Here is a 26,086-nt window from a genome sequence, read left to right as displayed (position 1 = left end):
CACTCGAGCCTCGGCTACCGCACGCCCGCCGAAGCGCGCGCCGACTACACCCTTCAGGCCGCGATCGCCGCCTGATCCACAAAGAGATCGTCTACGAAACTTGACACAGCCCACCCCACCGCGAGGCGGCGCAACGACGCTCCGAGCCTGCGCGATCGCCCCAGCGGATGCCCCAGCGTCCGCGCTTCGGTCCTCAAGGACTGTGGGCCGACGCGACCCAGCGTCCGCAGACCCGCTGCCCCAGCGTCCGCAGACCGCTGCCCCAGCGTCCGCGGACCGACGCCCCGATCAGTCGGCCGTCTTCCCCGGTCGAGCAGACCCCGAGCCAGACCCCGAACCCGGCGCCGCGCCGGTTCCTGCTTCCGTCGCCGCACCGTGCTCCGGGACCTCGGGCTCCGACATCTCGGCGTCGGCCTCGGGATCGTCGAAGCTGCGAACCGTGCGTTTGAAGCCACGGGTGAGGATCGCGAGGTAGATGACGCCGATCGCCAACCACACGAGCCCGCCGATGAGCGCCGTCTCATGCAGGCTCACCCAGAGCACTCCCGTGAGGATCGCCCCGATGGCGGGCATGACGACGTAGCTGAACGCCGACTTGGCGTCGACGACCTGACGCGTGCGGAACGCGTAGTGGGCGATGACCGTGAGGTTGACGAAGGTGAACGCGATGAGCGCCCCGAAGTTGATGAGCGCGGAGATGAACTCGAGACTGAACGACATCGCGAAGAGGCACACGAGGCCGACGAGGACGATGTTGAACACCGGCGTGTGCGTCTTCGGGTTGATGTAGCCGAACGCCTTGCGCGGCAGCACCCCGTTGCGTCCCATGACGAGCAGCATGCGCGACACCGAGGCGTGCGAGGCGAGCCCCGAAGCCACGGTCGCCGCGAACGCGGCGGCGACGAAGAAGAGCTGGAACAGCGGCCCACCGGTGAGCAGCCCGATCTCCGGCAGCGGATCGTCGACGATCGTGAACTGCGAGTTGTCCGGGTAGAGCAGCTGCGTGATGTAGCTCGCGACGAGGAAGATGCCACCGCCGGCGAGGACGGTGATGAGGATCGCCTTGGGCATGAGGTTGACGTGCTTGGCCTCGTTCGTATACATCGTCACCGCATCGAAGCCGATGAAGGAGAAACAGACGACCGTCGCGCCGGTGAGCACCGCGCTGAACTCGACTCCGTCATGGATGAACGGCTCGGGGCTGAAGACCGTGCCCGCGCCCTCACCGGCATTGAGCTGCGCGATCGCAAGCGCGCAGTAGGTGACCATGAGGACGAGGGAGAAGATGAGCAGGAGCGCGTTGATGTTCGCCGTGCCCCGCATCGAGGACAGGACGATGCCGGTCATGATGACCGTGTAGGCGACGACCCAGATCCACGGCGGTGCGTCGGGGACCATCGATTCCATGTAGAGGCGGATGATGAGGCAGTTGACCATCGGCAGCAGGAGGTAGTCCATGAGCGAGGTCCAGCCGACGAGGAAGCCGAGCCCCGGCGACATCGTCTCGCGCGTATACGTGTACGCCGAGCCCGCCGTGGGGAAGACCCGGACCATCTTCCCGTAGCTGAACGCCGTGAACACCATGACGACGAGCGCGGTGAGATAGGCCGCCGGCACCGCACCGTTCGTCTCGTCCGAGACGATGCCGAACGTGTCGAAGACGACCGTCGGCGTCATGTACCCGAGCCCGAGTCCGACGATGGACCACAGTCCCAGGTTCCGTTTGAGCGATCCTGATGCCGCCATATCAATCCTCCCCGATGAGTCTTGCCGTCGGCGGCGCCTGAGCAGCGTCGCCCACGAAGGCGCAGACGTGATCTGCGCCATGTCGATGGTAGAGCAATTCAACTGAATGCGAAATCTCGACCACGGATAGAGAAGAGATGATCGCCGAGGTTGCGCTCGGCAATGCGAAATCCGTTGCGTTGAGTTCGGGTTGAGTGGCGGCAAGGTCCGTGGCTCAGTCAATTGTCGAACGATCTTTCAGTTTCCCGCGATTGGGAGTAGGTTGGGCGGAGGAGCTCACCGCTTCCCGATGAGGATCATCACTGCTCGACGAGGAGAGAAACGCACCGATGCCGATCGAAACGCTCAGCCCCCAGCAGTCCCACGCGTGGAAGGATCGGGTCCTCCCGCCGGTCGAGCAGACCGCAGACGGTGTATGGGCGATCCCGGTGCCGATTCCGAACAACCCCCTCGTCTACACGTACTGCTATGCGCTCGCCGACGGCGACGGCGTCGTCCTCATCGACCCCGGCTGGGACGGGCGGGACCAGTACCTCGCGCTCGCCTCGGCGCTGGCCGACCTCGGATTCGCCGTGCGCGACATCCACGGCGTCGCGATCACCCACTACCACCGCGACCACATCGGGCTCGTCCCCGCGCTCATCAAGGAGAACCCGGCGATGTGGGTGGCACTCCACGGGGAGGACCTGCGCGCGGTCAAGCGCTTCGCCTCACGGGCCGTCGACCTCGGCACGGGCACCGATCCGAACCTCAACATCGCCCGCGCCTACGGGGTGCCCGAGGAGCGCTGGCACGAGGTCGAATCCCTCCAGGTCAGCAAGCCGGGGAAGCGCGAGGACGGAACCGGACGCGATCCCTTCGCCCTCCAGCTCGCACAGCTGCCTGACACGCTGCGCATCCTCGAGGACGGGGCGACGCTGCCGCTCGAGACCGGACGCCTCGATGCTCTGTGGACCCCGGGCCACACCTACGGGCACACGGCCTTCGTCCGCGAGGGCGAACTCCTCTTCTCCGGCGACCATGTCCTGCCGACGATCACGCCGAACATCGGCCTCGACAGCGGCTCGATCACGCACAGCCTCGGCGACTATCTCGGATCGCTCGAGAAGATGGGCGCGCTCGCTGCCGACATCGCCGTCCTGCCCGCGCACGGCTTCCGGTTCCGCGGTCTCCACGAGCGCCAGCGGGAGCTCGTCGCGCACCATCGCGAGCGTCTCGCCGAGATCGACGCGCGGATGAGCGAGACCGACGACCATTCCGTCTACTCGATCGCCCAGGGCCTGCATTGGGCCCGCGGATTCGACCAGCTCCACCACTTCAACCTCTTCGCCGCGCTCGCCGAGACCGCCGCGCACATGCACTACCTCGACCTCGACGTCGGCACCGGCTCGCTCGTCGGGCAGGGGCAGCCGTGAGGCCGGACTTCGTGCCCGCCGCCGCGGTGCGCCCGGAGGTCTTCGTCTCCCGCGCCGGTGACCACATCCAGCGCGGGCTGCAGCGCGGTCGCGAACTGCGCACCGGGATCGGCGCGGCGATCGCCGGCTACCAGCGGTACTTCGCCCACCTCGGCATCACCGAGGTCGACGCCCGCCATGCCGCCGACGACAGCTATGCGCGCGTGCAGGCGTGGGCGCCGGAGGCCGCCGCTGAGATCTCCGCGGTCGCCGAGGGCTCCGGGCGCACGGTCACCGAGATCATGGAGGTCATAGCCCGCACGGAGATCATGACGCTTGCGGGGGCCGCCCCCACCGAGTGCTCGACGGTGACCCGGGTCGTGCACGGTGCGACGGTCTCGGCGCAGACCTGGGACTGGCTCGCCGACTTCTCGACGCTGTGGCACATCGGCGACGTCGGGGCCGTGCCCGGCCAGCTGCGCCACGTCGGCATCGCCGAGTACGGGATGCTCGGCAAGATCGGCCTCAACGACGCCGGCGTCGGCGTCCACCTCAACATCCTCAAGCACGCGGACGACCGGGCCGGGGGAGTGCCCGTCCATGCCGTCCTCAACCGGGTGCTCTCGACCGCGCACACCCTCACCGAGGCGCTGGAGATCATCCGCTCCGCTCCGACGTCATCGTCGTCGGTCATCACCGTCGTCACCGCCGAGGCGGCCGTCCAGGTCGAGATCGCCGGAGAGTCCAAGCGCGAACTCCGCCCCGGGGACCCCGTGGGGCGCGGCGACAAGGGGACTGCTGACACCGAGGCGGTGCTCGCCGAGGCCGACGTCCTCGTCCACACGAACCACTTCCTCCACCCCGACCTCCAGGCCGGAGCGATGGAGCTGCGCGCGGACTCGAGCTCACGGCCGCGCTATGACTTCCTCGCCGCCCGTGCCGCTGCCGCGATCACCGCGGGGCATCCGCCGGAGACGACGGCCGACCTCGTCGCCCTCCTCACCTCGGGACCGGGTGATCCGCCGGTGAGCTGCACGCCGGAGCCCGGCGCCGCCTACGGGGATCGGCCGGCGACCCTCGTCACGGTGCAGATCGACCCGGGCGCGAAGACGATCGAGCTCGCACCCGGGCCACCGGCCGACGGCCTCCACGGCAACCGCCGCTTCCAGCTCTGACCCGGCGCCGGCCGCTCCGGGTCCCGACGAGTTTGCGCCAGGTCAATCTGAGATGGCCATTACCGGTCGTGGCCATCTCAGATTCAACTGGCGCAAACCGGCGTTCAACCCGCGCAAACCGGCACCGGCCGGCCCTGACGAGCGCGGGCCGTCACCTCATTCGGCGGACTTCTCCGCCTCCTCGGTGCGCATCTCGATGATCGTGTCGAGGCCCTTCGCGATCGCCTCGGGGTCGTCAAGGGCGGCCTGTGCGAGCTTCCATGGGACGATGTCGAGGTTCTGGTCGCCGATGACGAAGCGGATGAACGGCTGCTGGCTGCGGGGGTCGTCGGCCTCGAGCTCGGCCCCGTAGCGCCACTGACCGAGTCCGATGCGCCGGATCGTCTCGCCGATGAAGCGCATCGCCCCGCCGACGAAGGCGATCTCGTCGTCGGCCATCATCTCGTCGCGGGAGTCGTACCGGACGTTCAGCTGCTTGCCGAGCCGGACGAGGCTGTCACGGTCGAGGGCCCACGACTGCGGGTCGGCTTGCTCCTTCGTCCACGCGGCGATGCCCGGCTCGACGGTGCCGAGGAAGCGGGAGAGGAACTCGACCTCCTCCTCGGAGGAGTTCTCGGACGTGAGCATCCCGATCGACAGACCCGTCGAGGTCCGCCGCGGGCTGCCGTCGCCGCCGAGCTCCTGGCGGGCCCGGTCGAGCACGGCGGTGAAGATCCCTCCGGTGCGCTGGTCGACGGCGGTGAGGACGACGGCGACGAGGGGGATCGGCTCACCCTTGGTCGGCCCGTCGGCATTGTCGGGGCGGATGAACGGCATCCCGTTGCCTGTCGTCTCGTCGTGGTCCCATGCCCCGCCGACGGCGCGCAGATACGTCTCGCCGAGGTAGCGGATGAGCCCCTCGACGAAGCGGTGGTTATCGGGGGAGACGACCTCGTCGGGGTCGGCGAACCGGGAGAGCACGAAGTGCTCGATGAGCGGCAGGGACTCCGGGCTCATGTCCTTGCGGAAGGGCGCCTGGGTGCCGTCCTCCTGTTCGACGGACTGGGGGAGGTCCGCGAGCACGAACGCGCCGAGGCGGACGTCCATGTTGTTGATGAAGGCCGTGTATTCACGCTGAAGATCAGTCACGCCCTCCACCTTAGCCGCTGGAGCTCAGGCCTCAGGGGTCGCGCAGTCGGTGAAATCGAGGAACCGGAGGAGAACCTCGACGATGAGGTCCGGTTCGATGTCGACGGGGTCGCGCAGATCGCGTCCGGCAGCGGACTGCAGCGAGAGGTGGGTGAAGAGGGAGATGAGGATCGTCAGCAGGCTGTCGAGCGGGATCGTCGGCACCGCGCCGACGTTCTCGATCGCCGTGCGCACGAGTCGGGCGAGCCTCTCCCGGCGGCCGGCGTCGAGCTCCTGATAGCGCGCGTAGAGCTCCGGGACCCGCAGGCAGTAGAGTTCGACCTCCTGCTCGGCGATCGCATCGGCGACGGTGTGGAGCTTCTCGGTGAAGATCTCCTCGACGAACTGCGTGAGCAGCGGCCGGATCTCCGCGGCGTCGGTGTCGTCGAGCTGCTCCTTCCACCGCTGGATCGTCGCATCGAGGCGGTCGAGGGTCTCGGCGGCACGGATCTCGAGGGTCGCGAGGACGAGGTCGTCGCGGCTGGAGAAGTTCGAGTAGAACGCGCCGCGGGTCAGGCCGCCGGCTTCGCAGATCTCCTCGATCGACGCTCCTTCGATGCCCTTGACCGCGAACACGGAGACGCCGGCCTCGACGAGGGTCGATCGGGTCCGGCGCCGGCGGTCGCTGAGGTTCTCGGTGTTCATCGCGTGTCAGTCTCGCCCGTCTCTCGTCTCCCGGCTGGTCCGCCTCCCGGCCGGGACGTCCCGGCCGAAACTGGGCATCCCATGGGAAATCACACGATTCTCTCATACTGATTTGCGCTCGAGAGGCGTTGTCCACAAGAATACATGACTGTATCCAATACACTTTTGTATCGAGGTCTTCGTGTCGACATTTCTCTACGCCCTCGGGCGCCGGGCCTTCCGCCAGCCGGTGCGCTTCATCGCTCTCTGGCTGGTCATCCTCGGCCTCGTCGCCGCCGGCGTCGCCGCCTTCGCCGAGGACTTCGATGACGACTTCACGCTCCCGGGCTCGGAGGCGCAGGTCGCCCTCGACGCGATGAAGGCGACTTTCCCCGAGGCGGCCGGCACCTCGGCGTCGGTCATCGTCGTCGCCCCCGACGGACAGTCCGTCACCGACCCCGACTACCGAGACGGGATCGAGCAGGCCGTCGACGACCTCGGCGAGCTGCCCAACGTCGACGCCGTGACCTCACCGTTCGACGACATGGTCGAAGGTGCGATCAGCGACGACGGCCAGGCGGCGATGATCTCCGTCCAATACGACGGCACCCTCCAGGAAGTCGGAGGACCCGAGGCCGCCGATGAGCTCGTCGCCGCGCTCGATGGAATCCGCGCGGACCTGCCCGGCGCCGAGGTCGAGGCCGGCGGTGAGCTCTTCCAGATCACCGGCGTCCACGTCTCCTGGGTCGAGGGGATCGGCGTCATCATCGCCTTCGTCGTCCTCCTCCTCACCCTCGGATCGTTCCGCGCCGCCGGCATGCCGCTCATCACGGCGCTCATCGGTGTGGCGATCTCCGTCCTCCTCGTCGTCGGGGCGACGGCGTTCGGGGCGATCAACTCCTCGTCGATCATGCTCGCTCTCATGCTCGGACTTGCCGTCGGCATCGACTACGCGCTCTTCATCGTCTCCCGGGCCAGAGCGCTGCTGGCCGAGGGCCACGAACCCATCGAAGCCGCCGGACGGGCGGTGGCGACGGCGGGATCGGCCGTCGTCTTCGCCGGCATCACCGTGATGATCGCCCTGCTCGGCCTCTCGCTGGCGGGCATCCCGTTCCTCACCGTCATGGGCATCGGAGCCTCGGGGTCGGTCGCGGTCGCCGTGATGATCTCCCTGACGATGGTGCCCGCCCTGCTCGGGTTCGCGAAGGCGAAGATCACCCCGAAGCCCTCCCGCCGCTACCGCCGGGCCATGGCCAGGGCGGAGGCCGAGGGACGCGATGCCAGCACGGACAGGACCGTTCTCGCTGAGGCGGGCGAACCCTATCCGCAGACGTTCATGGACCGCTTCTACTCCGGCTGGCTGACTGCGGTGACGAAGATCCCGATCCTCACGATCGTCGTCATCGTCGGGGGCCTGAGCCTCTTCGCGATCCCCGCCACCCAGCTGCAGCTGTCCCTGCCCACAGCGGGTCAGCAGGAGGAGGGGACTCCGGCCCGGACGACGTACGACCTCATCGACGAGCACTTCGGTCCCGGCTACAACGGTCCGCTCGTCATGACGAGCGAGATCGTCACCTCCGATGATCCGCTCGGCGACGTCGACGACATCGAGGCCCGCATCGCCGAGGTCCCCGGGGTCGAGCAGGTCGTGCTCGCGACCCCGAACCGGGACGCGACGACCGCGCTCTTCCAGATCATCCCGACGACGAGCTCGGATGACCCGGCCACCCTCGACACCGTCAACCGGCTGCGCGAGCTGAGCACGCAGATCGAGGACGACTACGGCTACGACACCGCCGTCACCGGTGCCACGGCCATCCAGATCGACGTCTCCGACCAGCTCGGCCAGGCGCTCGTGCCCTTCGGGATCTTCGTCGTCGGCCTCTCGATCATCCTCCTCACGATCGTCTTCCGCTCGATCGCCGTGCCCCTCAAGGCCACCGGCGGCTTCCTCCTGTCGGTCTTCGCGTCGTTCGGCTCCGTCGTCCTCGTCTTCCACGACGGGTACCTCGCCGGCCCGCTCGGCATCGACCAGACGGGCCCGGTCATCAGCTTCCTCCCGATCATCCTCATGGGCATCCTCTTCGGACTCGCGATGGACTACGAGGTCTTCCTCGTCTCCGGGATGCGGGAGGCCTACGTCCATGGCGCGAGCGCCCGGCAGGCGATCCGCACCGGGTTCCTCTCCTCCGCCCGGGTCGTCGCGGCCGCCGCGGTCATCATGTTCTCCGTGTTCGCGGCGTTCGTGCCCGCCGGTGAGCCGATCATCAAATCGATCGCGCTCGCCCTGGCCGCCGGCATCTTCGTCGACGCGTTCCTCGTGCGCATGTCGCTCGTGCCGGCGATCATGCAGCTTCTCGGCGACAAGGCCTGGTGGCTGCCGAAATGGCTCGATCGGATCCTGCCGCGGCTCGACGTCGAAGGGGAGGGCCTCGCCCACGAAGTGGCCCTGCGCGACTGGCCCGAACCGAACTCGCCCTACCGCATCTTCGGCCGCGGCGTCGGGGTGAGCGCCCACGGTCGCGGCTTCTCCCACGTCGACGTCTCGCTCCTGCCCGGGCAGACCCTCGTCGTCAGCGGAGCGGATCGCACCGCGCTCCTGCTCGCGATGACCGGTCGTGTCCCGCTCACGGCCGGGGAGATGAAGATCGGTGCGCTGGTCCTGCCCGAGCATGCCGGAAAGGTCAGGCGCACGGTGCCGTTCTACGACCTCGGCGAGGGAGGGACCCCGCCGCCGGGGGCGCAGGAGATCGCCCGTCTGCGCCGGGACGTGCCCGCCCTGCTCGTCATCGACGGCGCCGAGGCGCTGACCCGCAGCGAGGGCCGGTACCTCGCCGATGCCCTGCCCGAACTCACCGCCGAAGGCACCGCCGTCGTGCTCGCCCTGCCGGACGGGGATGTGCGCGGGATCCTGCCGCCGCACGCCGACTACCTCCACCTCGATCTCGACGCGGCGACGATCGACCCCGACGACGACACTCGTGCTCCTGAGGGCACCGACAGCAGCGGCGCGCGCACCGGCGCGGCCGCGACGAACCACACGGAAGGCGTACAGTCGTGAGACTCGAGCGAGCGAACTCCAAGAAGCCCGTGACCTGGCTGTCCTTCGCCGGTCTCGTCCTCATCCCCATCATCGTGGCCGCCGGGTTCATCCTCGCGACCTGGAAGAGCGGGGACCGGCTCGACACGATCGAGGCCGCGATCGTCAACAACGATGAGGGCGCCGAGGTGGACGGTCAGACGGTGCCCATCGGACGGGAGCTCACGAGTGGGCTCGTCGGAGAGAAGGACAACAACGTCGACTGGGTCATCACCGACGAGGAGGACGCGGAGAAGGGCCTGGCCGACGGCACGTATGCCGCCCGGCTGACGATTCCCGCCGGCTTCTCCCGGGCCGTCACCTCGGTCTCCGACGCCGACACCGCGACGCAGACGCAGCTCGACGTCGACGTGTCCGGAGTCGCGCCCGCATCGGACCAGCTCATCTCCCGGTCCGTCGCCGAGGTGGCGCGCACGACCTTCAACACGGAGATGACGGAGACCTACCTCGACAACATCTACGTCGGGTTCAACGACATGGGCACGCAGATGCGCAAGCTCGGCGACGCCGCCGGCGAACTCGACGACGGCGCCCAGCAGCTCTCCGAAGGCACCCGGCAGTCCGCCGACGGTGCCGGTGAGCTCGCCGCCGGCATGGGCGAACTCGACAGCGCCGGCGGCGAGCTGAGCTCCGGAGCCGGCGACCTGGCCACGGGTGCGGGGGAGCTCGCCACCGGTGCCGGTGAGCTGTCGACGGGCCTCGGCACGATGCGGGACGAGACGGCGAGTCTGCCCGATGACACCCAGCAGCTCGCCGACGGCGCGGGCGATCTCTCGTCCGGGGCGAGCGATCTCTCGACCGGTGCCGGTGACCTGTCGAGCGGCGTCGACGAGTACACGACGTCGATCGACGAGATCATCAAGGGCCTGTCGGGCGACTCCGGCAGCGGTTCGGGTCAGGGCGGTCTCGACGACCTCATCTCCGGTGGTCAGGAACTCGACAAGGGAGCGAAAGGCGTCGCCGAAGGGGCCAACGGTCTGTCCGACGGCCTTGGCGAGTATCGGGACGGTCTGCAGTCCGGGGCCGACGACGCGGACGAGCTCGCCCAGAGCGGCACGGTCACCGGTCTCGACTCGCTCGTCAGCGCCGGCCTGCTGACCAGCGGTCAGGCCGACCAGATCCGTGCTCAGCTGTGCCCGGCCGGGACCCCGGAGCCTGCCTGCCAGGGCGCGGAGCAGGCGTATGCCCAGGGTCTGCTCGCCGGCACCTCGGGTGGGCTGAACTCGGCCGTCGAGGGACTCGGCTCGACCGACGACGATCAGTCCCTCCTCGGCGGGGCGGCGTCGCTGGCCACGGGTGCCGATGATCTCAGCTCAGGGATGAGCGAGTTCGTCAAGGGGCTCGAGGACGGCCTCGGCGACCTCGCCGACGGCATGCAGGACATCGCCGACAACGCCCCGCAGCTGCTCGAAGCCTCGCAGGGTCTGCGCGACGGCGCCTCGGAACTCGCCGACGGCAGCTCACAGCTCGCCGACGGCGCCTCCCAGGTCGCTGACGGCAGCCAGCAGCTCGCCGACGGCATGCCGGCGCTCACCGACGGCATCTCGCAGTCCGCCGACGGTGCCAGCCAGCTCTCCGACGGCGCGAGTCAGCTCTCCGACGGCGCCGGCCAGCTGTCGACCGGCCTCGACCAGTACACGACGGGCGTCTCGCAGGCGGCGACGGGCTCGACCGACCTCGCCGACGGGCTCGGCCAGCTCGCCGACGGCTCCGAGGAGTACACCGACGGCGTCGGACAGTTCGCCGACGGCGTGCAGGACGGCGCTGACGAAGTGCCGTCGTACTCGGCGCCGGACCGGGACAAGCTCTCCCGGGTCGCCTCGGCGAACATCGAAGCCCCGGACACGGATTCGGTGACGAACCTCCTCACCGGATCGACGATCGCCCTGCTCATCATGCTCGCGCTCTGGGTCGGCGGACTCGTCACCTACACCGTGCTCAAGCCGATTCCGTCGTCGACTTTGCTCTCGACCCGGTCGTCGGTGTCGGTGTGGCTGCGCGGTCTCGTCCCGGGGCTCGCCGTCGGGCTCGTTCAGGCGCTCGTGCTCGCGATCCTCGCCGTCACCGTCATGGACATCGACGCGATCCAGGGCTTCGACATCGCGGTGCTCACGTTCGTCTCCGCGCTCGTGTTCATGGTGCTCAACTTCGCACTCGTCGCGTGGTTCGGCGGAGTCGGCCGATTCCTGTCGGTCATCGCCGTCGTCCTCGCCGTCGCCGGGCGCACCATCGGGGCCGTGCCCGAGTTCTTCCAGTTCGTCGCCCCACTGCTGCCGCTGACCCCGGCGATGAACGGATTCTCAGCGATCGCGGCGGGCACGAGCGGACTCGGTGCCGCCTATGGCGGGCTGCTCGCCTGGGCGGTCATCGGGCTCGTCATGTCGCTGCTCGCGATCGTCCGGGCCCGGACGACGAAGCCGGAGGAAGCCCTGGCGATGGCGTAGCGCCGCCCGCCGGCGGCGTCTGGTGGTCGCCGGTCGTCGATCAAGCCGCAGCGCGGATAGCGGGCCGTGCACGCGCCCGCATCCGCACTGCCGCTTGATCGAGCGCGCATCGGCCCTGCCGGCAACGGGCGCGGCCCTGCCGGTTGTGTGTGCGGCCCTGCCGGCTGCGTGTGCCGGCAGGGCGTGTGCAGCGAGCACGCTCAGATGAGGCGGGCTCGGATGAGGCGGGCTCAGATGAGGTCGAGGATCGCCTCGGCGGCGGCGTTCGAGTCGCACAGGGTCGCGGCGTCGGTGTCCGGGTTCGCAGCGATCGCCAGCCCCCACTGCACCGCGGAGAGTTGGATCGACAGGGCGAAGCGGCGCGGATGGACCGTGCCGAAGGCATCGATCGTGCGGTAGGGCCGCGGCGTCACTGCGAGCCCGCTCAACCGCTTCTCGCGGCCGTCGTCCAAGGTCAGACGCGCCGAGGTGAGCTGCCCCCGGTCGAGCATCCCGTGGATGAGGACGTCGGCAGCGAGGGCGACGGAGTTCGTCGGCGATGCGGCATCGATGACGACGCTGCCGGTCACCGTCCCCTCGACCCGCGCCGAGGTGACCGCGAAGATCTGCGGCAGCGCATCAGCGGCCGCGGGGTCCGTCCCGGACGGGGCCCCAGCGGGATCGTTCTCCGCGATGTGCATGTCCGGGCCGATGAAGCGGACGATGCCCGCATCGGCGAGGGCGATGAGTTCGGCGATCCGCCTCGGCGGGGGACCGTCGCAGATCCCGGAGACGAAGTTCTCGAACCAGCCGCGGATCTCCATATCCGTGCTCACCGGGTCGATGTGGCCGTCGGCGATGAGCTCCTTGAGGAGGAGCCGCGCCTGCCAGAGCACCATGAAGAGCGACTTGACGGGGCTGCCGTGGGGGCCGGCGAGGGAATCGCGGAGGTCGGTGCGGAGGAAGTCGAGCATCCAGTCGTGGAGTGAGGATTCCGCGCCCGGCGCGCGCCCGGCGAACTCCTTGTCCTCGAGGGGGTCGAGGAGGTCGTGGAGGGAGAGCCGGTGCGCCGGGTCGGGAACGAGCTCCTCTTCGATCTCGGCCCACGCGAAGGCTTCGCGGGTGACGCGTCCGGAACGGGAGGACTCGGCGGAGTCCTCGGCATCGGGGTGGGTCTCCTGCCAGGTGCGGCGCGTGAGGTGGCGGGAGACCGCCTCGGCGATCGCTTCGCGCAGACGTCCGGGGTCATCGGCGAACGCATCGGGGTGCGTCCGGGCCAGCGTCCGGTAGTACGCGAAGCGGATGTCGGCGAGGATGAGCGGCCACAGCTGATCGTTGAAGCGGGCGGCGGCCTTGGCATCGCCGTCGAGGTCGTCGAGACCGGCGAGCTGGGCGACGTTGTCCGTCGTGAAGTAGCGCAGCGGCCAGGAGGTGCGCGGGTGCTCGGGGCTGATCGGCTTGCTGCGGTAGGGGATGCCGCGGCGGGAGCCGAGGAAGAGGAGCGGTTCCTCCCCGCTCGGGGTGTAGCTGACCGCGCCGGTACCCTCGTCGGCGGTGAAGCGTCCGCCCCGCTCGATCGTCAGCAGGGTCTGGACGTCGAAGTAGTTGAGTCCCATGCCGCGGACGATGACGCGGGCGCCGGCGGGCACCTCGCCCAGCGGTGCCTCCGCGGGCAGGCTCTGGGGCATGTAGAGTCCCCCGTTGCGCTGGGCATAGGCGGCGAGGCGGGCGCGTTCGTCGGCCTGGGCGCTCGGGATGTGCCCGACGGCGAGGACGACCGCCGAGGCGATGATCGTCGTCCCGTCCTCGCAGCGCACGAGCTGCGGAGGCGCGGTCGCCTCCGAGTCGTCACCGGGGAGGTCGACGGCGGGCAGGTCGATGACGGATTCGACCGTGGTGCGGTGTTCGATGATCTCGATGAAGTCAGGCGCGGCAGCGCGGATCCGCTCGTAGGCGTCGCGCAGGTACTCGCCGTAGAGGGTGCGGCTCGGGAAGGTCGAGTCGACGGGCTCGGTGCCGCCGCGGGCGCGGTACCACTGCGCCATCGTCGGGCCGAAGCGGAAGGATTCAGCGGGGTCGGGGGTCGCGGACGACGCAGCCGCCTCGGCGGGATCGGAGTCGTTGGCAGTGGACCCGGCTCCCTCCTCGGCGAGGAAGGAACAGCTGGTATCCGGGAAGATCGTCTGCTCGCCGATCGTCGTGTTCATCAGCAGGCTCGCCGGCTGGTCGGTGCGCCAGACGATGCCCGCACCGGGCGGGTACGGGTCGATGAGGTGGATGGCGATGGGGTCGCGGGAGTCGGGCCAGCGGGCGGCGGCGAGGGCGACGATCCTCTCGAGGACGCTCAGCCCGCGGGGGCCGACTCCGATGATCGCGACCGTGCTGTCGGCGGTCACTCCTGCGTGCCGGCACCGGGGCCGGGGTAGCCGGGCCACGGGTCGCCCGGCTGGTAGTCCTGCGGGTAGCACATGCCCGCCGCGTTCGGTTCGCCCGGAACGGTCTCCGGGGTGGGCTCAGCGGTCGCGCCGTCGCCGGCGGGCGCCTCGGTGCCGGTCTCCGTGTCCTGGGAGTCGTCGGTGGTGCCGGAGTCCGACGAATCCTGAGCGGCGTCGGAGCCGTTGTTCTGCGAGGGGTCGTTCGTCGGCTGCGGGGTGTCGGCACCGTCGGAGGCACCCTGGATCTCGCCCTGGATCCACTCGTGGAGGACATCGAAGTCCGGGTCGTAGGTGGGGGTGACGTCGTTGTTGATCTGGACGGTGGTGACGTCGCCCTTCTGCATCGCCACGGCGAGTTCGATGAACGCGGGGATCTCGTTCTGGGGGATCGAGGTCGCGATGTTCTTCGTCGCCGAACCGGCGAGCTTCGGGTAGGCGGCGGCGAGTTCCTGCGGATCGATCTGCTCGAGAGTCGTCTTGAGCATCCGCTGCTGACGGCACATGCGGTCGTAGTTGTCGCTGCCCTCGCGGGAGCGGACGTACCAGAGCGCCTTCTTGCCCTTGAGGTTCTGCGGGCCCGGATCGATCCAGCCGAAGACCTTGTTCGGCACGCCCGACATCGATTTGCCGCCGCCCATCGGGATGGGTCGTTCGACATCGATGTTGACTCCGCCGATCGCGTCGACGACGTCTTCGAAGCCGGCCATGTCGACCGAGGCCCAGTAGTCGAGGTTGAGCCCCAGCGAACCTTCGACGGCGGCCATCGTCGCCGACATGCCGGGTTCGAGGCCGTTCGTCTCACCGACGGCGTCGGGGTTCTCCTCGCCCCACTGCCAGACGGCGTTGATGAGGTCGACGGAGGAGTCGCCGGTGGGGCGGAACCCGTTGGGCCAGACCTGGGCTTCGGGGCTGTCCGCGGGGAAGATCGGGAAGGCGAGGTTGCGGGGCACGGAGATGAGCGCGGCGTTGCCGGTCTTCGTGTCGATCGAGGCGACGAGCATCGTGTCCGGGCGGGTGCCCGTGCGGTCGTCGCCGTTGTCGCGGCCGATGAGGAAGACGTTGATGAACGGCTTGTCCTTCCACAGCTCCTGCGCGTCGAGGGTCTTGCCGGTGCTCGCGCCGAAGAGGCTGGCGATCGTGTCGGCCTGGACGCGGGCGTAGACGGAGCCGATGCCGAAGGGAATGCCGATGATGAGGACGAGGGAGACGACGAGGAGGCCGGACATCCGGTTCTGCCACGGCGCATACCGATGGCCCTTGCGCAGGCCGAGGTGGGAGATGACGATGACGACGATCCAGATGAGACCGACGAGGACCGCGCCGATCGCGAGGACGTTGAGCAGCGTCGGGGTCGCGATGATCGTCGCGACGGCGTGGACGGGTCCCTTGATGAGGAGGTAGCCGATCGCGACGAGGATCGTGAGGACGAAGCCGCCGAAGACGATGAGCCCGAGCGGCCGGAACTTCGTCCGCAGCAGGCCGACGCCGGGCAGGAGCGTGCTCAGCGAGGTCCATCCGACGAGTGAGGGGAATCCCTCGCCGAGGCGGGAGGAATGTCGGCGGGCCCGTGCCGGTCCGCGGGTGGCCGGGGACTCGTCCCCTGATTGGGCGTCGCCGGCTGCGGCGTTCGTGGTCGGTGCCGACGCCGAGGCGGTGGCGGCGTGTGATCGAGCGTTGCCCGCTGCTCCGGTGGCTGCGGCTGCGGCAGCGCTGGCGCGGCGGGAGTCGCCGTCGGTGCGGCGGCGGTCGTCGTCCGTGCGGCCTCGGGCGGTCCTGTCGTCATCGCCGGCGGCGCGATGTGCCCGGTCCTGTGCGGGAGAGTGCTGCTGGCCGGCGGGCGGCTGCTGGCCAGCGGGACTCTGCTGGGCGGCTGCGGCGACACCGGCGGCGCTGGCGCCGCTTGCCGCGGCGGCGCGCAGCATTCGTGCTTCACGCCGTGTGCGAGGGGCGACGGGGCGCGGGGTCGGCGCCTTCGAGTCTCCGCGATGGTCGGCGCTCTGGGGGGATTCTGCACTGCGGCGGTCGGTTCCGCGGTTGTTCCCGCGCGACTCGGAGCTGCGAGGGCCGTCGGCGTGGGCAGAAGGGGGCGTGTCTGCGGACGAGTCGCTGCGTCGCGACTGATTGAGCGAATAGTTCGGGGTGTCCTTGTGCGCTGCGGACGGAGGCTGCGGGGGAGAGGCCGGGGTGTTCGGCGACGACGGGGAACCGGAGTTCTCGGTCGAGCTGGCGGCGGCTTCGCCGCGGAAACGAGGGCGGGACGAGGCACGGAGACGGCGACCGGCGGAGGAGGAATCAGGGTCGCTCCCCTGAGGTCCTCTCTTGTCAGGGGGAAACTCCGGCAAGTTCTCTACTCCTTGTTGCTCTTCTCGTGCGTCGCATCTCGGGCCCTTGACGCCTGGTCAGCGGCGCAGATGTACCCAGCGATGAGCGGACGAACGGGAGTGTCGAAGCGCAGATCACGGGTCACATCACCACGATTTTACGCCGGTACATTGATGAATGCTGGTATTCGCATCAGCGATGACCTGGGAAACTGCCTCAACGTGCGGCATCGCGGACGAACTGAGGTCAGCTCATATGATCAAGGCCACTCCGTGCGCGCGAACTTTGCTCTCGGAGCTTCCTTTCGCATAGGCTGGTTCTCGCAGTCTCAACTGTGGTGCCGAGGTTCGCGGAATGCGCGAGTTCTCGGGCCGAAATCTGGAGTCGTGGCTGAGCGGCCGAAAGCGTCACCCTGCTAAGGTGAAGTCCCTTGAACTGGGGACCGTGGGTTCAAATCCCACCGGCTCCGCGTTGTGATGTGTCGCGACATCGTTCACTCGATGTCGCGGCACATTTCTCTTTTCTGACCCGGGTATGTCTCACGACATCGTTCCGGTTTTTCACCTGATGTCTCACGACATCGTTCCGGTTTTTCACCTGATGTCTCACGACATCGTTCCGGGTATGTCTCGCGTCATCGTTCTGGTGACTTCTCAGGCTGCGCATCCGCACGAGTCCCGTCGGTCGTCTGCTCAGGATGCTCGTTTTCAGGGGTGCTCGTCTGCGCTGCTCGCGCAACACGGATGTTCGCAGACACGATGAGGGCGGCTGCGCCGACCGCGAGTGCAAGAGTGCCGGTCGTCACTGCACTCTCGAAAGCGCTCGCCTGAGTCGTGGTCCACCGTGCAGCGGTGAGCGATCCGGCGACGGTGGCGGCGATGACCGTGCCGGTCACGGCGATGCCGATGCCCGAGGCGATCTCCTGCGCGGTGTCGTTGAGCGCGGCTCCGATCGACGTCCTGTCCTTCGGCAGGCCCTTCATGACGCTGATCGTCGCGGCGATCATCACTACCCGCATGCCAGCGGCGACGAGGACGAGGGATGCGGCGATCCACACGTAGTGGACGTGACCGACCGCCGCGTAGAGAACCAGGCCCGCGACGACAGCCCCGGCGCCGAGGCGCCCGGCCGATTCCATGCCCACGCGGCGGATGACCGTGTCGACGAACGGTCCGATGAGGATCATCGTGAGCACCTGGGGGAGCGAGCCGAGCGCGGCCAGGGCCGGCGGCCATCCCCACGCGAGTTGCAGCTGCAGGGTCACGGTGTAGCCGAGTCCTGCCGTGGCCAGCCCGAGCGCCGCCTGATAGGTCAGGCCCAGCGAGACTGCGGGCCGGCGGATGAGCGCAGGATCGACGAGGGGGTGGCCGGTGCGTCGTTCGCAGACGATGAACGCGGCGATCCCGAGCAGTGCTGCGACCGCGATGATCCACGGCCGCGGATCCTGCGCCCCGAGGTCGACGAACAGGGTGGGCGCGAGCAGGGTCGCGATGATGGCGAGAGTGCCGAGAGCCGCGCCGAGGATGTCGATGGGGGCGCGATGGAGTTCGGTGGGGTCGTCGGCGGCGATGCCGAAGCGGACCCCGACGAACGCGAGCACGGCGATGGGCACGTTGATGAGCAGCAGGGCCTGCCAGGGTGCGATCGCCAGGAGGAGGCCGCCGAGCGTCGGGCCGATGGCGAGTCCGACGAGGCCGACCGTGGAGATCAGTGCGGTGGCGCGCACACGCAGGGCATCCTCGTCGAAGAGCCGGAACGACAGTGCCATCGCGCCAGGCGCCGTCATCGCGGCAGCGACTCCGATGAGCACGCGCACGACGATGAGCCCGAGCGGGGTGGTGACGAGGACGACCGCTGCGCTCGCGAGCCCGAAGAGGCTGAGCCCGATGAGCATGACGCGGCGGCGACCGAAGCGGTCGGCGATGGCCCCGAAGGCGAGCATGAGTCCGCCGAAGACGAGTGCATAGGCCCCCGACGCCCACTGCAGCTGCGAGGTGTTCGCGGAGAGGTCGGTCGCGATCGTCGGCAGGGCGACATTGAGCACCGAGGTGTCGAGCATTTCGATGAGGAAGACGGCGGAGAGCCCGAGGAGGGCGAGCCATGCGCCGCGCAGGGAGCGTGGGCGTGGATGTGCGCTCGTGTCGGGGCTGGCAGTCCGGTTGGGAGTTGAGGTCGGCGCCGGAGTGAGTGGGCGCTGATTATTGGATCGGTGTTCCATTCCTCAACAGTGGAACGTTGATCCATTTGTGTCAAGATGGTGGGTATGAATTCTTCTCGTCCGTCCGGACGTCGTCCGAAGAGCGATTCGCTGACCCGCGCGGCGATCGTCGCCGCCGCCATCGAGCTGCTCGATGAGGCGGGGGAGCCCGGGTTGACCGTGCGGGCGCTCGCGGCGCGCCTGCACACGGGCCCCGGGTCCATCTACTGGCACGTCGGGGACCGCAGCGGCCTGCTCGCGCTCGCGTGTGATGCCGTGCTCGCCGCCGTTGCGGAGGAGGCCGGTTCGACAGGCGAGTCCGGGGCGGCAGGCGAGGGCGGCTTGACACCGATCCCGGAGCCCATTGCCGCCGTTCGAGGGATCGCGGTGAGTCTCTTCGACGCGCTCGACGCGCATCCCTGGGCCGGGGTCATCCTGGCGGGAGCCGCCTCGGCGCCGAGTCTGCTCACGGCCCTCGATCGCATCGGCACCCTCCTCGATGAGGCGGGGGCGGCCCGAGACGAGCAGTTCTACCAGGCGACGGCGATCCTCAACTACGTCCTCGGAGTCGCTGCCCAGATGGCACGCAACGCGGGGGTCGCGGCCGGAGGGGAGTCGCAGGCCGCATGGCTCGAGAAGCGCGCCGCGGAATGGGAGCGGATGGATGCCCGGACGCACCCGTTCCTCCACCGCGTGTCCGCCGACTTCCGCGACCACGATGATCGCGAGCAGTTCATCGCCGGCCTCGACCTGCTGCTTGCCGGGATCGTCGCGTCCACGAAACCCTTTCAGGAACGCTCTGAGTTCGGCTGATAGTGCCGAGTTTCCGGCAAGCGAGGCCGTCAAATGTCGCCGGGTCGATATCCAACAAGGTTGATTGATTGTCAGTTCCAGGGCTGGTGCCTGAACGGTCGATAGCCTAGGCTCGACATTGTCAGTCAATCGCCAGATCGAGGTGATTGAGACCGAGGAGGAGATGCCATGCGAATACTGCTGGTGGGCGCCGGAGGGCATGTCGGAGGAGTCGCGCGAGATGCCTTCGAAGGTCGAGGACATGAGGTCCTCGCCGTTTCCCGCACGACCGACCCCGCAGTGAACACTTCTGATCCAGCTTCGATCCGTGCGCTCCTGGAAGCTGTCGGAATCGTCGATGCGATCGTCGTCGCGGCCGGATCCGTCCCATTCAAGCCGGTCACAGAGCTAACACGGGAGGACTACATGTCCGGGTTCGTCTCGAAGACCCTCGGGCAGCTCGAATTCGTCGTGCAGGGCCTCGACCACGTTGCCGACGGAGGGTCGATCACCGTGACCACCGGAGTGCTTGCACGAGAATCCGTTCCGACGGCAGCTGCGGCCGCGATGGCCAACGGGGCAGTCGAATCCTTTGTCCTGGCGGCGGCGCCCGAACTGCCCCGAGGTATCCGCATCAACGCGGTGAGCCCCAACGTTCTCGCGAACTCGCCTCACTATCACGACGCATTCGCCGGGATGACTCCGGTGACCGACAGTGAGGTCGCGATGGCCTTCATTCGGGCGGTCGAGGGCAATGTCAATGGGCGAGTTCTCGCAGTCTAAGGCTCGCGGCGCTGAGGTCGTGATTGACGAGACCGGTGCCGTAGCCGAATCACTGCAAGGAAGAGCCGCGGAGGGCGCGCGGCCGCCGGCGTCGAACACTGAGAGGCGGCAGCGGGTCATCGACGAGATCAAGCGCCGCATCGTCCTCGGCGAGCTGAGACCCGGGCAGCGGATTATCGAAGCCGAGCTCACATCCTCACTCGATGTCAGCCGTCCCACCGCGCGCGAGGCACTCAACCAGATGGCCAGTGACGGTTTCCTCATACAAGAGGCCTATCGAGGTTTGCGTGTGGCCGACATCGAAGCCGACTCGCTTCTTGAGATTGCGCGGATTCGCGTGGCGCTCGACACTGAAGCGATCACGGAGATTCTCGCAGATCCCACCGGGAGGCGTCTGGCGACCCTCGAGGCGATCTGGGAGCAGTTCGAGGCCGAGGACTCTGACGGCGACCCGTTGGCGATGCATGCCGCGCACATTCGATTCCATCGTGGTATCTGGCAAGCCTCGGACAACTATCTGCTTATGCGGATCTGGCCCGTAGTCGAGGCGCAGATGACGATCGTGCTCGCATACGATCAGTTCACCCGACGCGACCCGCAGCGAGCCCATGCGATTCACTCCGCGCTGATAAATGCCATTCGCAGTCGTGACCATTCCCGGATCAGGATGGCGTTGAAAGTTCACACAATCGACAGTGCACAGGAGCTTTCGCTCCTCGTCTCCGGCGTCGCGGACGGCTGACTTCGGCAGGTGGGCTGCCATCAGTCGCTGAGGTCTGGTGAATGCTGCGAATGCGCATGGGTCCAAGGTGATCCTGCGGGTGACTTCGCCGGCATCAAATGCGTATCGGCCGCCGTTCGACTGGCCGTACCCCATTGACGGGACCGATCTGCGTGCGTAGCGTTGATGACACCTGATTGTCATACAATTCAAACGGCGCAGAGGCGCGACTGGGACCGAAGACGACCACAGTCGGCAGCGAAGGAGCACATGATGAAGGTCGTGATCGTCGGTGGCGGAGTCGTCGGACTGACGACCGCTTACGAACTTGAGGCTGCAGGGTGCGATGTCACTTTGCTCGAAGCCGTTCGGTGCGGCTCGGGCGCCTCCCATGGCAATGCTGCGAAGATTGCCTTGGCCGAGAGCGCACCCGTGCCGGGCCCCGGAGTTCTCGTGCAGGGAATCCGCTGGATGTTCAGATCCGACAGTCCGCTGTCCATCCACCCTTCTGTTGCGCCGGGGTATATCGGTTTCCTTCTCCGCATGGCTAGACACTGCAATAAGCGCGACTTCGAAGCCGGACTCGATGTGCACCTTCGTCTGGGGGCCGATGCGAATGACCTCTTCGACGACTATCGACGCGACGGCATCGACTTTGAGATGCACGCTCGGGGCGTCCTGCTCGCCTTCGAGACCAGGGGCCGCTTCGACGAACACGCGGAGTCTCTGCCGATGTTCGAATCGGCCGGACACTGTGCACAGATCCTTCATGACGATGATGTCCGTGAGATAGAGCCAGCGTTGAGCTCGCGAATCCGCCATGGTCTTTTCTTCCCCGCTGACCGTCAGATCGAACCTGATTCGCTCACGCATGCTCTGAGGCACCGCCTGGTTTCACGTGGAGCCGATGTGCGTGAAGGAGTGGAGGTCGGCGGATTCGTCCGCCGCGGTGGCAAGGTAGCGGCGGTCGTCACCACCGACGCCGAAGTAGTCTCCGCCGACGCCGTTGTCATCGCCGCCGGAGTTCGGACTGCGGATCTGCTGGCGTCACTGGGCTGCACAATGCCGATCCGTGCGGGCAAAGGGTACAGCATCGATTATTCCCCCGCACCGATCGAGTTGAGGACCTCACTCACCCTCGAAGACGCACGGGTAGCCGTCACCCCCCTCGACCAAATGCTCCGTCTCGCGGGGACGATGGAGTTCGGCAGTCGAAATGCGGGGGTCGATGAAACTCGAGTCGACGCGATTCGCAGGTCCGCCCGTGAGGCGTTCGCGGGTTGGGACGATGACGCCGCCTCTGCAGGTGAAGCCCAACCGTGGGCTGGGGCAAGGCCGATGACACCTGATGGTCTCCCGATCATCGGCGGTGTGCGCGCGAATGTCTTCGTGAATTCCGGTCACTCGATGCTCGGCCTCACTCTTGCACCCGGCTCAGCTCGCCTGCTTGCCGCGCTCCTGACCGGTCGAAAAGTCACACTCCCGAGTGAAATCCTCGATCGGGTCTCGCCCAAGAGATTCACCAAAGTACGACTCACTCGTGACCGCACCAGAGGGCGTACGACGATGACCGCGAGGACAGCATCATGATGCAGACGCAGTTCACCGGAGTGCTCGCTGCGGTGCTCACACCGTTCACCCCCGACGCGTGCGCCGTCGACCATGACGGCATCGGTCGACAGGTTGAACACATTATCGCCGGAGGAGTGGGCGGACTCGTCCCCGGCGGTTCGACCGGCGAGTTCACCGCACTTAGCACCATTGAGCGCAAGGCCGTCAATCGCTCGTACATCGAAGCGGCCGGAGGGCGTGTGCCCGTCATCGCCGGCACCGGCGCGCTGAACACGGCTGAGACCATCGACCTCACCCGCGATGCTGCCGACGCCGGCGCAGCTGCCGCGATGATCGTGCCGCCCTTCTACGATGTGCTGAGCTTCCCCGAACTTGTGGCCCACTACAGTGCCATCACCGACGCCGTCGACATCCCGATCATGTACTACAACATTCCCGGTGCGACGGGCGTCGAGCTCTCGCCCACGGAGTTCGCCGAACTCGGCAGGAAGACCGGAATCACCTGCTTCAAGGACACCGGAGGCGACTTCCCGAAACTGACGAGCGTCCACTTCGACCATGCCGGGGACATCACGGCGCTCAACGGTTGGGACACACTGAGTTTCGCGGCCTTCGCTCTCGGCGCCCGGGCCGGTGTCTGGGGAGCTGCGAGCGTGATTCCACGCTTGTGCGCCGACCTCTATCGAGCTCTCGTCATTGATCGCGACCTCGACAGGGGTCGGGCTCTCTGGGCGCTCATCAATCCGATCTGTGTGTTCCTCGAAGCTCACAACTACGCGGGCGCTATCAAGGCAGGAGTCCGCCTCGTCGGAGTCGATGCGGGCCCTACCAGAAGGCCAATACTGCCGTTGGCCGAGGCCGACGTCGAGGAGTTCCGCGGACTGCTCCAACGCGCAGGAGTCGAGGTCGTGGGGTGACATCCAGGCAGATCATCCCGGCTGTCGATGTCCACGCTGCGGGCGAGCCTGGGCGGGTCCTCCTCGCCTCGGGGCTCAGGGTGAGGGGAGAGACGATGGCGGCGCGCCTTGCCTACTGCCGAGAGCACCTCGACGGGTTCCGCAGGCTTGTTCTGCAGGAGCCGCGAGGGTACCCGGGACTGTGCGCCCCGCTCATCGTCGAACCGTCCGATCCGAGTTGTGATGTCGGAATGATCGTCATGGAGCAGGGAGGCTTCCGTCCGATGTCGGGGTCGAACCTGATCTGCGCAGTCACTGCGCTCATCGAGACCGGTTCCGTCGACGTCACCGAACCGGTCACCGAGCTCCGTGTCGACACTGCGGTGGGCGTCGTTTCGGTCCACGCCGAGGTGGTCGCCGGTCGGGCGGTCCGGGTGGCCTTCGACAACGTTCCCTCGTTCGTCGTCGACCTCGATCGACCGCTCGAGGTGCCCGGGTACGGAACAGTCCCCGTCGACATCGTCTTCGGCGGCCAGTTCTACGTTCAAGTGAGAGCCGACCGCCTCGGAGTCGCCCTCGAGCCTCGCAACGCAAAGGCGATCATTCGCGCTGCCAGCGCCCTCCGGCAGGCCGCCGACGAGGCCTTCGACGTCGTTCACCCGTTGCTTCCGGACAGCCGCGGCATCGGTCTGCCGATGCTCTTCGGTCCTCCGGCGACGACCGGCACCGATGGGCGGAATGCCGTCGTGCTTCCCAATGGCATCGTCGCTCTCGACGATCCTGAAACGTGGTCAGGAACCCTCGATCGCTCGCCCTGCGGCACCGGAACGAGCGGGCGAATCGCGGCGATGTACGAGCGCGGTGAGATTGCCGTTGGAGAGCGCTTCGTCCACGAATCGATGCTCGGCACGACGTTCGCCGCGTCAGTGCGCGCGCCGGTCGAGGTTGGAGGACTGCCCGCTGTCATCCCGTCGATCAGCGGGCGCGGCTGGATTACCGGCCACCACCAGCTGGTTCTCGAACCCGACGATCCCTTTCCCACGGGATACACCGTCGGCGACATTTGGGGGACCGGCGAAGAGGTGGAGCAGGTGCAGGGAAGATGAATCGTCGCGTGTGTGATTCCTCGGCTGAACATGTCGGCCGGGAGCTCGAGCTTGCGGGTCGGAAGGTGCTCGTCACCGGTGCGGCCGGAGGCATCGGTCAGGCGATCGTCGCTGCCTGCGTGCGCCAGGGTGCTCGCGTCGCGGCGGTCGATCGTGTCATGGCGCCGGTGCCGGACGGCTGCGGCGACAAGGCAGTGCCGTTCGTCGCTGATCTGACGGATCCAGGAAGCACAGACTCCCTGATTGCCGAGGTGATTACCGAGCTCGGCGATCTTGAGGGGCTCGTCAATTGCGCTGGTGTGATGCGGCGCGGCGATCTGCTCGCAATTGACCTCGCAGACTGGTCAGCAGCGTACGCCGTCAACGTCGATGCCGTCATGCGGTTGTGCCGAGCCGCATTGCCCGCACTCTTCGCATCGTCCACCGGGAATGACACGGCGTCGATCGTCACGATCGCTTCGCAGTGGGGGCTGGTTCCTGCGGCCGGGCATATCGCCTACAACAGTTCGAAGGCGGCCGTAGTGTCGTTGACTCGCAGTCTCGCCCGAGACTTCGGGGCCCGTGGGATTCGGGCCAACTCGATCTGCCCCGGGGAGATTCTGACCCCGATGGTCGAGTCGAAGCTCGCCACAACAGGGACGAAAGAGAGCGAGCTCGCCGCAGCGATCCCGCTGGGCAGGCTCGGAAGACCTCGGGAGGTCGCGGAACTCACAACCTTCCTGCTCAGTGAGCGCGCCTCATTCATCTCCGGTGCCGCGATCGAAATCACCGGTGCCCAACAAGTTGGATGACTGCGCTCAGTTCTCACCGATTTCTCGCAAACGAACCCACCACCGAAGGGAGAGCGCCGATGACCACACGCACTGACAATTTGCCGCGCGCCATGCTCATGGGGAAGCGGATTCTCGTGACAGGCGCCTCGAAGGGAATCGGCGCGGCCATCGTCCGCGCACTTCATCGCGAGGGCGCCAACCTGGTCCTCCACTTCAATACTGACCGGATGTCCGCGATCGCGCTCACTGCTGAGCTCGGCCACCGGGTACACGCTGTCGGCGCGGACCTGTCCGACCCGAGCGCGGGGACCCGATTGTGGGACGAGGCACGGAATCGCCTCGGCGAAGTCGATGTCCTCGTGAACAATGCTGGGGCGTGGATCGCCTCCCCTATCAGCGACGCTTGCGGTTGGAGTGCCGGCTGGACCGAGAATCTCCAACTCAATCTCCGTGCTGCCGCAGACCTGTGCCGTCTCGCCGTGCACGACTTCGAAGCTCAGGGCGGTGGGGCCATCATCACGATCACGAGTCGTTCGGCCCATCGCGGTGATGATGGCGACCACCTCGCGTACGGGGCGGCGAAAGCCGGCGTCCTCGCCCTCACGAAGGGCTTAGCACGCGCGTTCGGGCATCTCGGCATCCTCGCGTATGCGATTGCGCCCGGGTGGGTCGACACCGGACTTGTTGCAGGCACGGTCGACGCGAAGGCAGAGGGCACACTGCCACTGAGAGAGCTGACGCCTCCTGAGGACATCGCCGAACTTGTAGCATTCCTGGCAAGCGGACGCTCACGCCATCTCACTGGAGCCACTCTCGACGTCACCGGTGCCGACTACGTCCGCTGAGCACGGCTGACCCGG

The 26,086-nt window shown here is 67.6% G+C and carries 18 protein-coding genes and 1 tRNA gene; 13 read left to right on the top strand and 6 right to left on the bottom strand.

Translation table 11 applies throughout. The features are described from left to right. Positions 1–288 precede the first annotated feature (288 nt). Positions 289–1,746, bottom strand: a complete 1,458-nt coding sequence (locus tag FFS20_RS08475) for an APC family permease (RefSeq protein WP_249356746.1) — start codon at positions 1,744–1,746, stop codon at positions 289–291. 329 nt (positions 1,747–2,075) lie between these two features. On the opposite strand from FFS20_RS08475, the gene FFS20_RS08470 reads away from it, so the two are divergent. Continuing rightward, the gene (locus FFS20_RS08470) at positions 2,076–3,161 is read left to right on the top strand and encodes an MBL fold metallo-hydrolase (protein WP_137825421.1); all 1,086 of its coding nucleotides are present in this window, start codon (positions 2,076–2,078) and stop codon (positions 3,159–3,161) included. Continuing rightward, on the top strand, positions 3,158–4,315 hold the full coding sequence (locus FFS20_RS08465) for a C45 family peptidase (RefSeq protein ID WP_137825420.1): 1,158 nt from the start codon (positions 3,158–3,160) through the stop codon (positions 4,313–4,315). The genes FFS20_RS08470 and FFS20_RS08465 overlap by 4 nt, the downstream gene beginning before the upstream one ends. A gap of 156 nt (positions 4,316–4,471) precedes the next feature. On the opposite strand, the gene FFS20_RS08460 is transcribed toward FFS20_RS08465, so the two are convergent. After that, positions 4,472–5,443, bottom strand: coding sequence for a hypothetical protein (locus tag FFS20_RS08460; protein ID WP_137825419.1), 972 nt, complete (start codon positions 5,441–5,443; stop codon positions 4,472–4,474). Between the two features lie 24 nt (positions 5,444–5,467). Next, the gene (locus tag FFS20_RS08455) at positions 5,468–6,127 is read right to left on the bottom strand and encodes a TetR/AcrR family transcriptional regulator (RefSeq protein ID WP_137825418.1); all 660 of its coding nucleotides are present in this window, start codon (positions 6,125–6,127) and stop codon (positions 5,468–5,470) included. 181 nt (positions 6,128–6,308) lie between these two features. On the opposite strand from FFS20_RS08455, the gene FFS20_RS08450 reads away from it, so the two are divergent. Both FFS20_RS08450 and FFS20_RS08445 read left to right on the top strand, forming a co-directional pair. After that, positions 6,309–9,167 carry an MMPL family transporter gene (locus tag FFS20_RS08450; RefSeq protein WP_137825417.1) on the top strand — a complete coding sequence of 953 codons (2,859 nt, stop codon included), beginning with the start codon at positions 6,309–6,311 and terminating at the stop codon, positions 9,165–9,167. After that, the gene (locus tag FFS20_RS08445; RefSeq protein ID WP_137825416.1) at positions 9,164–11,650 is read left to right on the top strand and encodes a YhgE/Pip domain-containing protein; all 2,487 of its coding nucleotides are present in this window, start codon (positions 9,164–9,166) and stop codon (positions 11,648–11,650) included. The genes FFS20_RS08450 and FFS20_RS08445 overlap by 4 nt, the downstream gene beginning before the upstream one ends. A gap of 230 nt (positions 11,651–11,880) precedes the next feature. Here the strand turns inward: FFS20_RS08445 and FFS20_RS08440 are convergent, their stop codons facing one another. Together FFS20_RS08440 and FFS20_RS08435 are read right to left on the bottom strand one after the other, a co-directional pair. Continuing rightward, the gene (locus tag FFS20_RS08440; RefSeq protein WP_137825415.1) at positions 11,881–14,025 is read right to left on the bottom strand and encodes an FAD/NAD(P)-binding protein; all 2,145 of its coding nucleotides are present in this window, start codon (positions 14,023–14,025) and stop codon (positions 11,881–11,883) included. After that, the gene (locus FFS20_RS08435) at positions 14,022–15,986 is read right to left on the bottom strand and encodes an LCP family protein (protein ID WP_137825414.1); all 1,965 of its coding nucleotides are present in this window, start codon (positions 15,984–15,986) and stop codon (positions 14,022–14,024) included. Before FFS20_RS08435 ends, FFS20_RS08440 begins: the two co-directional genes overlap by 4 nt. Before the next feature lie 780 nt (positions 15,987–16,766). Between FFS20_RS08435 and FFS20_RS08430 the strand changes: the two genes are divergently transcribed. Beyond that, positions 16,767–16,855, top strand: a tRNA-Ser gene (locus FFS20_RS08430). 165 nt (positions 16,856–17,020) lie between these two features. Here FFS20_RS08430 and FFS20_RS08425 read toward each other — a convergent pair. Then, the gene (locus FFS20_RS08425; protein WP_137825413.1) at positions 17,021–18,604 is read right to left on the bottom strand and encodes an MFS transporter; all 1,584 of its coding nucleotides are present in this window, start codon (positions 18,602–18,604) and stop codon (positions 17,021–17,023) included. Positions 18,605–18,649: 45 nt separating this feature from the next. Here FFS20_RS08425 and FFS20_RS08420 point away from each other — a divergent pair, with 45 nt between their 5' ends. The 8 genes from FFS20_RS08420 (at position 18,650) to FFS20_RS08385 (ending at position 26,071) form a co-directional block, all read left to right on the top strand. Continuing rightward, entirely contained in the window at positions 18,650–19,396 is a 747-nt protein-coding gene (locus tag FFS20_RS08420; RefSeq protein ID WP_171007030.1) for a TetR/AcrR family transcriptional regulator C-terminal domain-containing protein, read from the top strand. Between the two features lie 168 nt (positions 19,397–19,564). Further along, complete coding sequence (locus FFS20_RS08415; protein ID WP_137825411.1) at positions 19,565–20,158, top strand: short chain dehydrogenase; 594 nt, start codon at positions 19,565–19,567, stop codon at positions 20,156–20,158. A gap of 19 nt (positions 20,159–20,177) precedes the next feature. Continuing rightward, positions 20,178–20,900, top strand: coding sequence for a GntR family transcriptional regulator (locus tag FFS20_RS08410; RefSeq protein WP_249356745.1), 723 nt, complete (start codon positions 20,178–20,180; stop codon positions 20,898–20,900). A 249-nt stretch (positions 20,901–21,149) separates the two neighbouring features. Next, positions 21,150–22,469: an FAD-dependent oxidoreductase gene (locus FFS20_RS08405; protein ID WP_249356744.1), complete on the top strand. Its 1,320-nt coding sequence runs from the start codon at positions 21,150–21,152 to the stop codon at positions 22,467–22,469. Next, positions 22,466–23,368 carry a dihydrodipicolinate synthase family protein gene (locus FFS20_RS08400; RefSeq protein ID WP_137825408.1) on the top strand — a complete coding sequence of 301 codons (903 nt, stop codon included), beginning with the start codon at positions 22,466–22,468 and terminating at the stop codon, positions 23,366–23,368. Before FFS20_RS08405 ends, FFS20_RS08400 begins: the two co-directional genes overlap by 4 nt. Then, positions 23,365–24,453 carry a proline racemase family protein gene (locus FFS20_RS08395; RefSeq protein ID WP_137825407.1) on the top strand — a complete coding sequence of 363 codons (1,089 nt, stop codon included), beginning with the start codon at positions 23,365–23,367 and terminating at the stop codon, positions 24,451–24,453. Before FFS20_RS08400 ends, FFS20_RS08395 begins: the two co-directional genes overlap by 4 nt. After that, a complete protein-coding gene (locus tag FFS20_RS08390; protein WP_137825406.1) occupies positions 24,450–25,244 on the top strand; it encodes an SDR family oxidoreductase in 795 nt (264 codons plus the stop codon). Before FFS20_RS08395 ends, FFS20_RS08390 begins: the two co-directional genes overlap by 4 nt. Beyond that, positions 25,241–26,071 (top strand): SDR family oxidoreductase, encoded by an 831-nt coding sequence (locus FFS20_RS08385; RefSeq protein ID WP_249356743.1) that lies wholly within the window; start codon positions 25,241–25,243, stop codon positions 26,069–26,071. The genes FFS20_RS08390 and FFS20_RS08385 overlap by 4 nt, the downstream gene beginning before the upstream one ends. The last annotated feature ends 15 nt before the right edge of the window (positions 26,072–26,086 follow it).

Source organism: Brevibacterium sp. 2SA, assembly GCF_005502845.1.
Taxonomy (GTDB): Bacteria; Actinomycetota; Actinomycetes; order Actinomycetales; family Brevibacteriaceae; genus Brevibacterium.
Note: the sequence above shows the minus strand (reverse complement) of the source record. Positions and strands in the feature narration are given on the sequence as shown.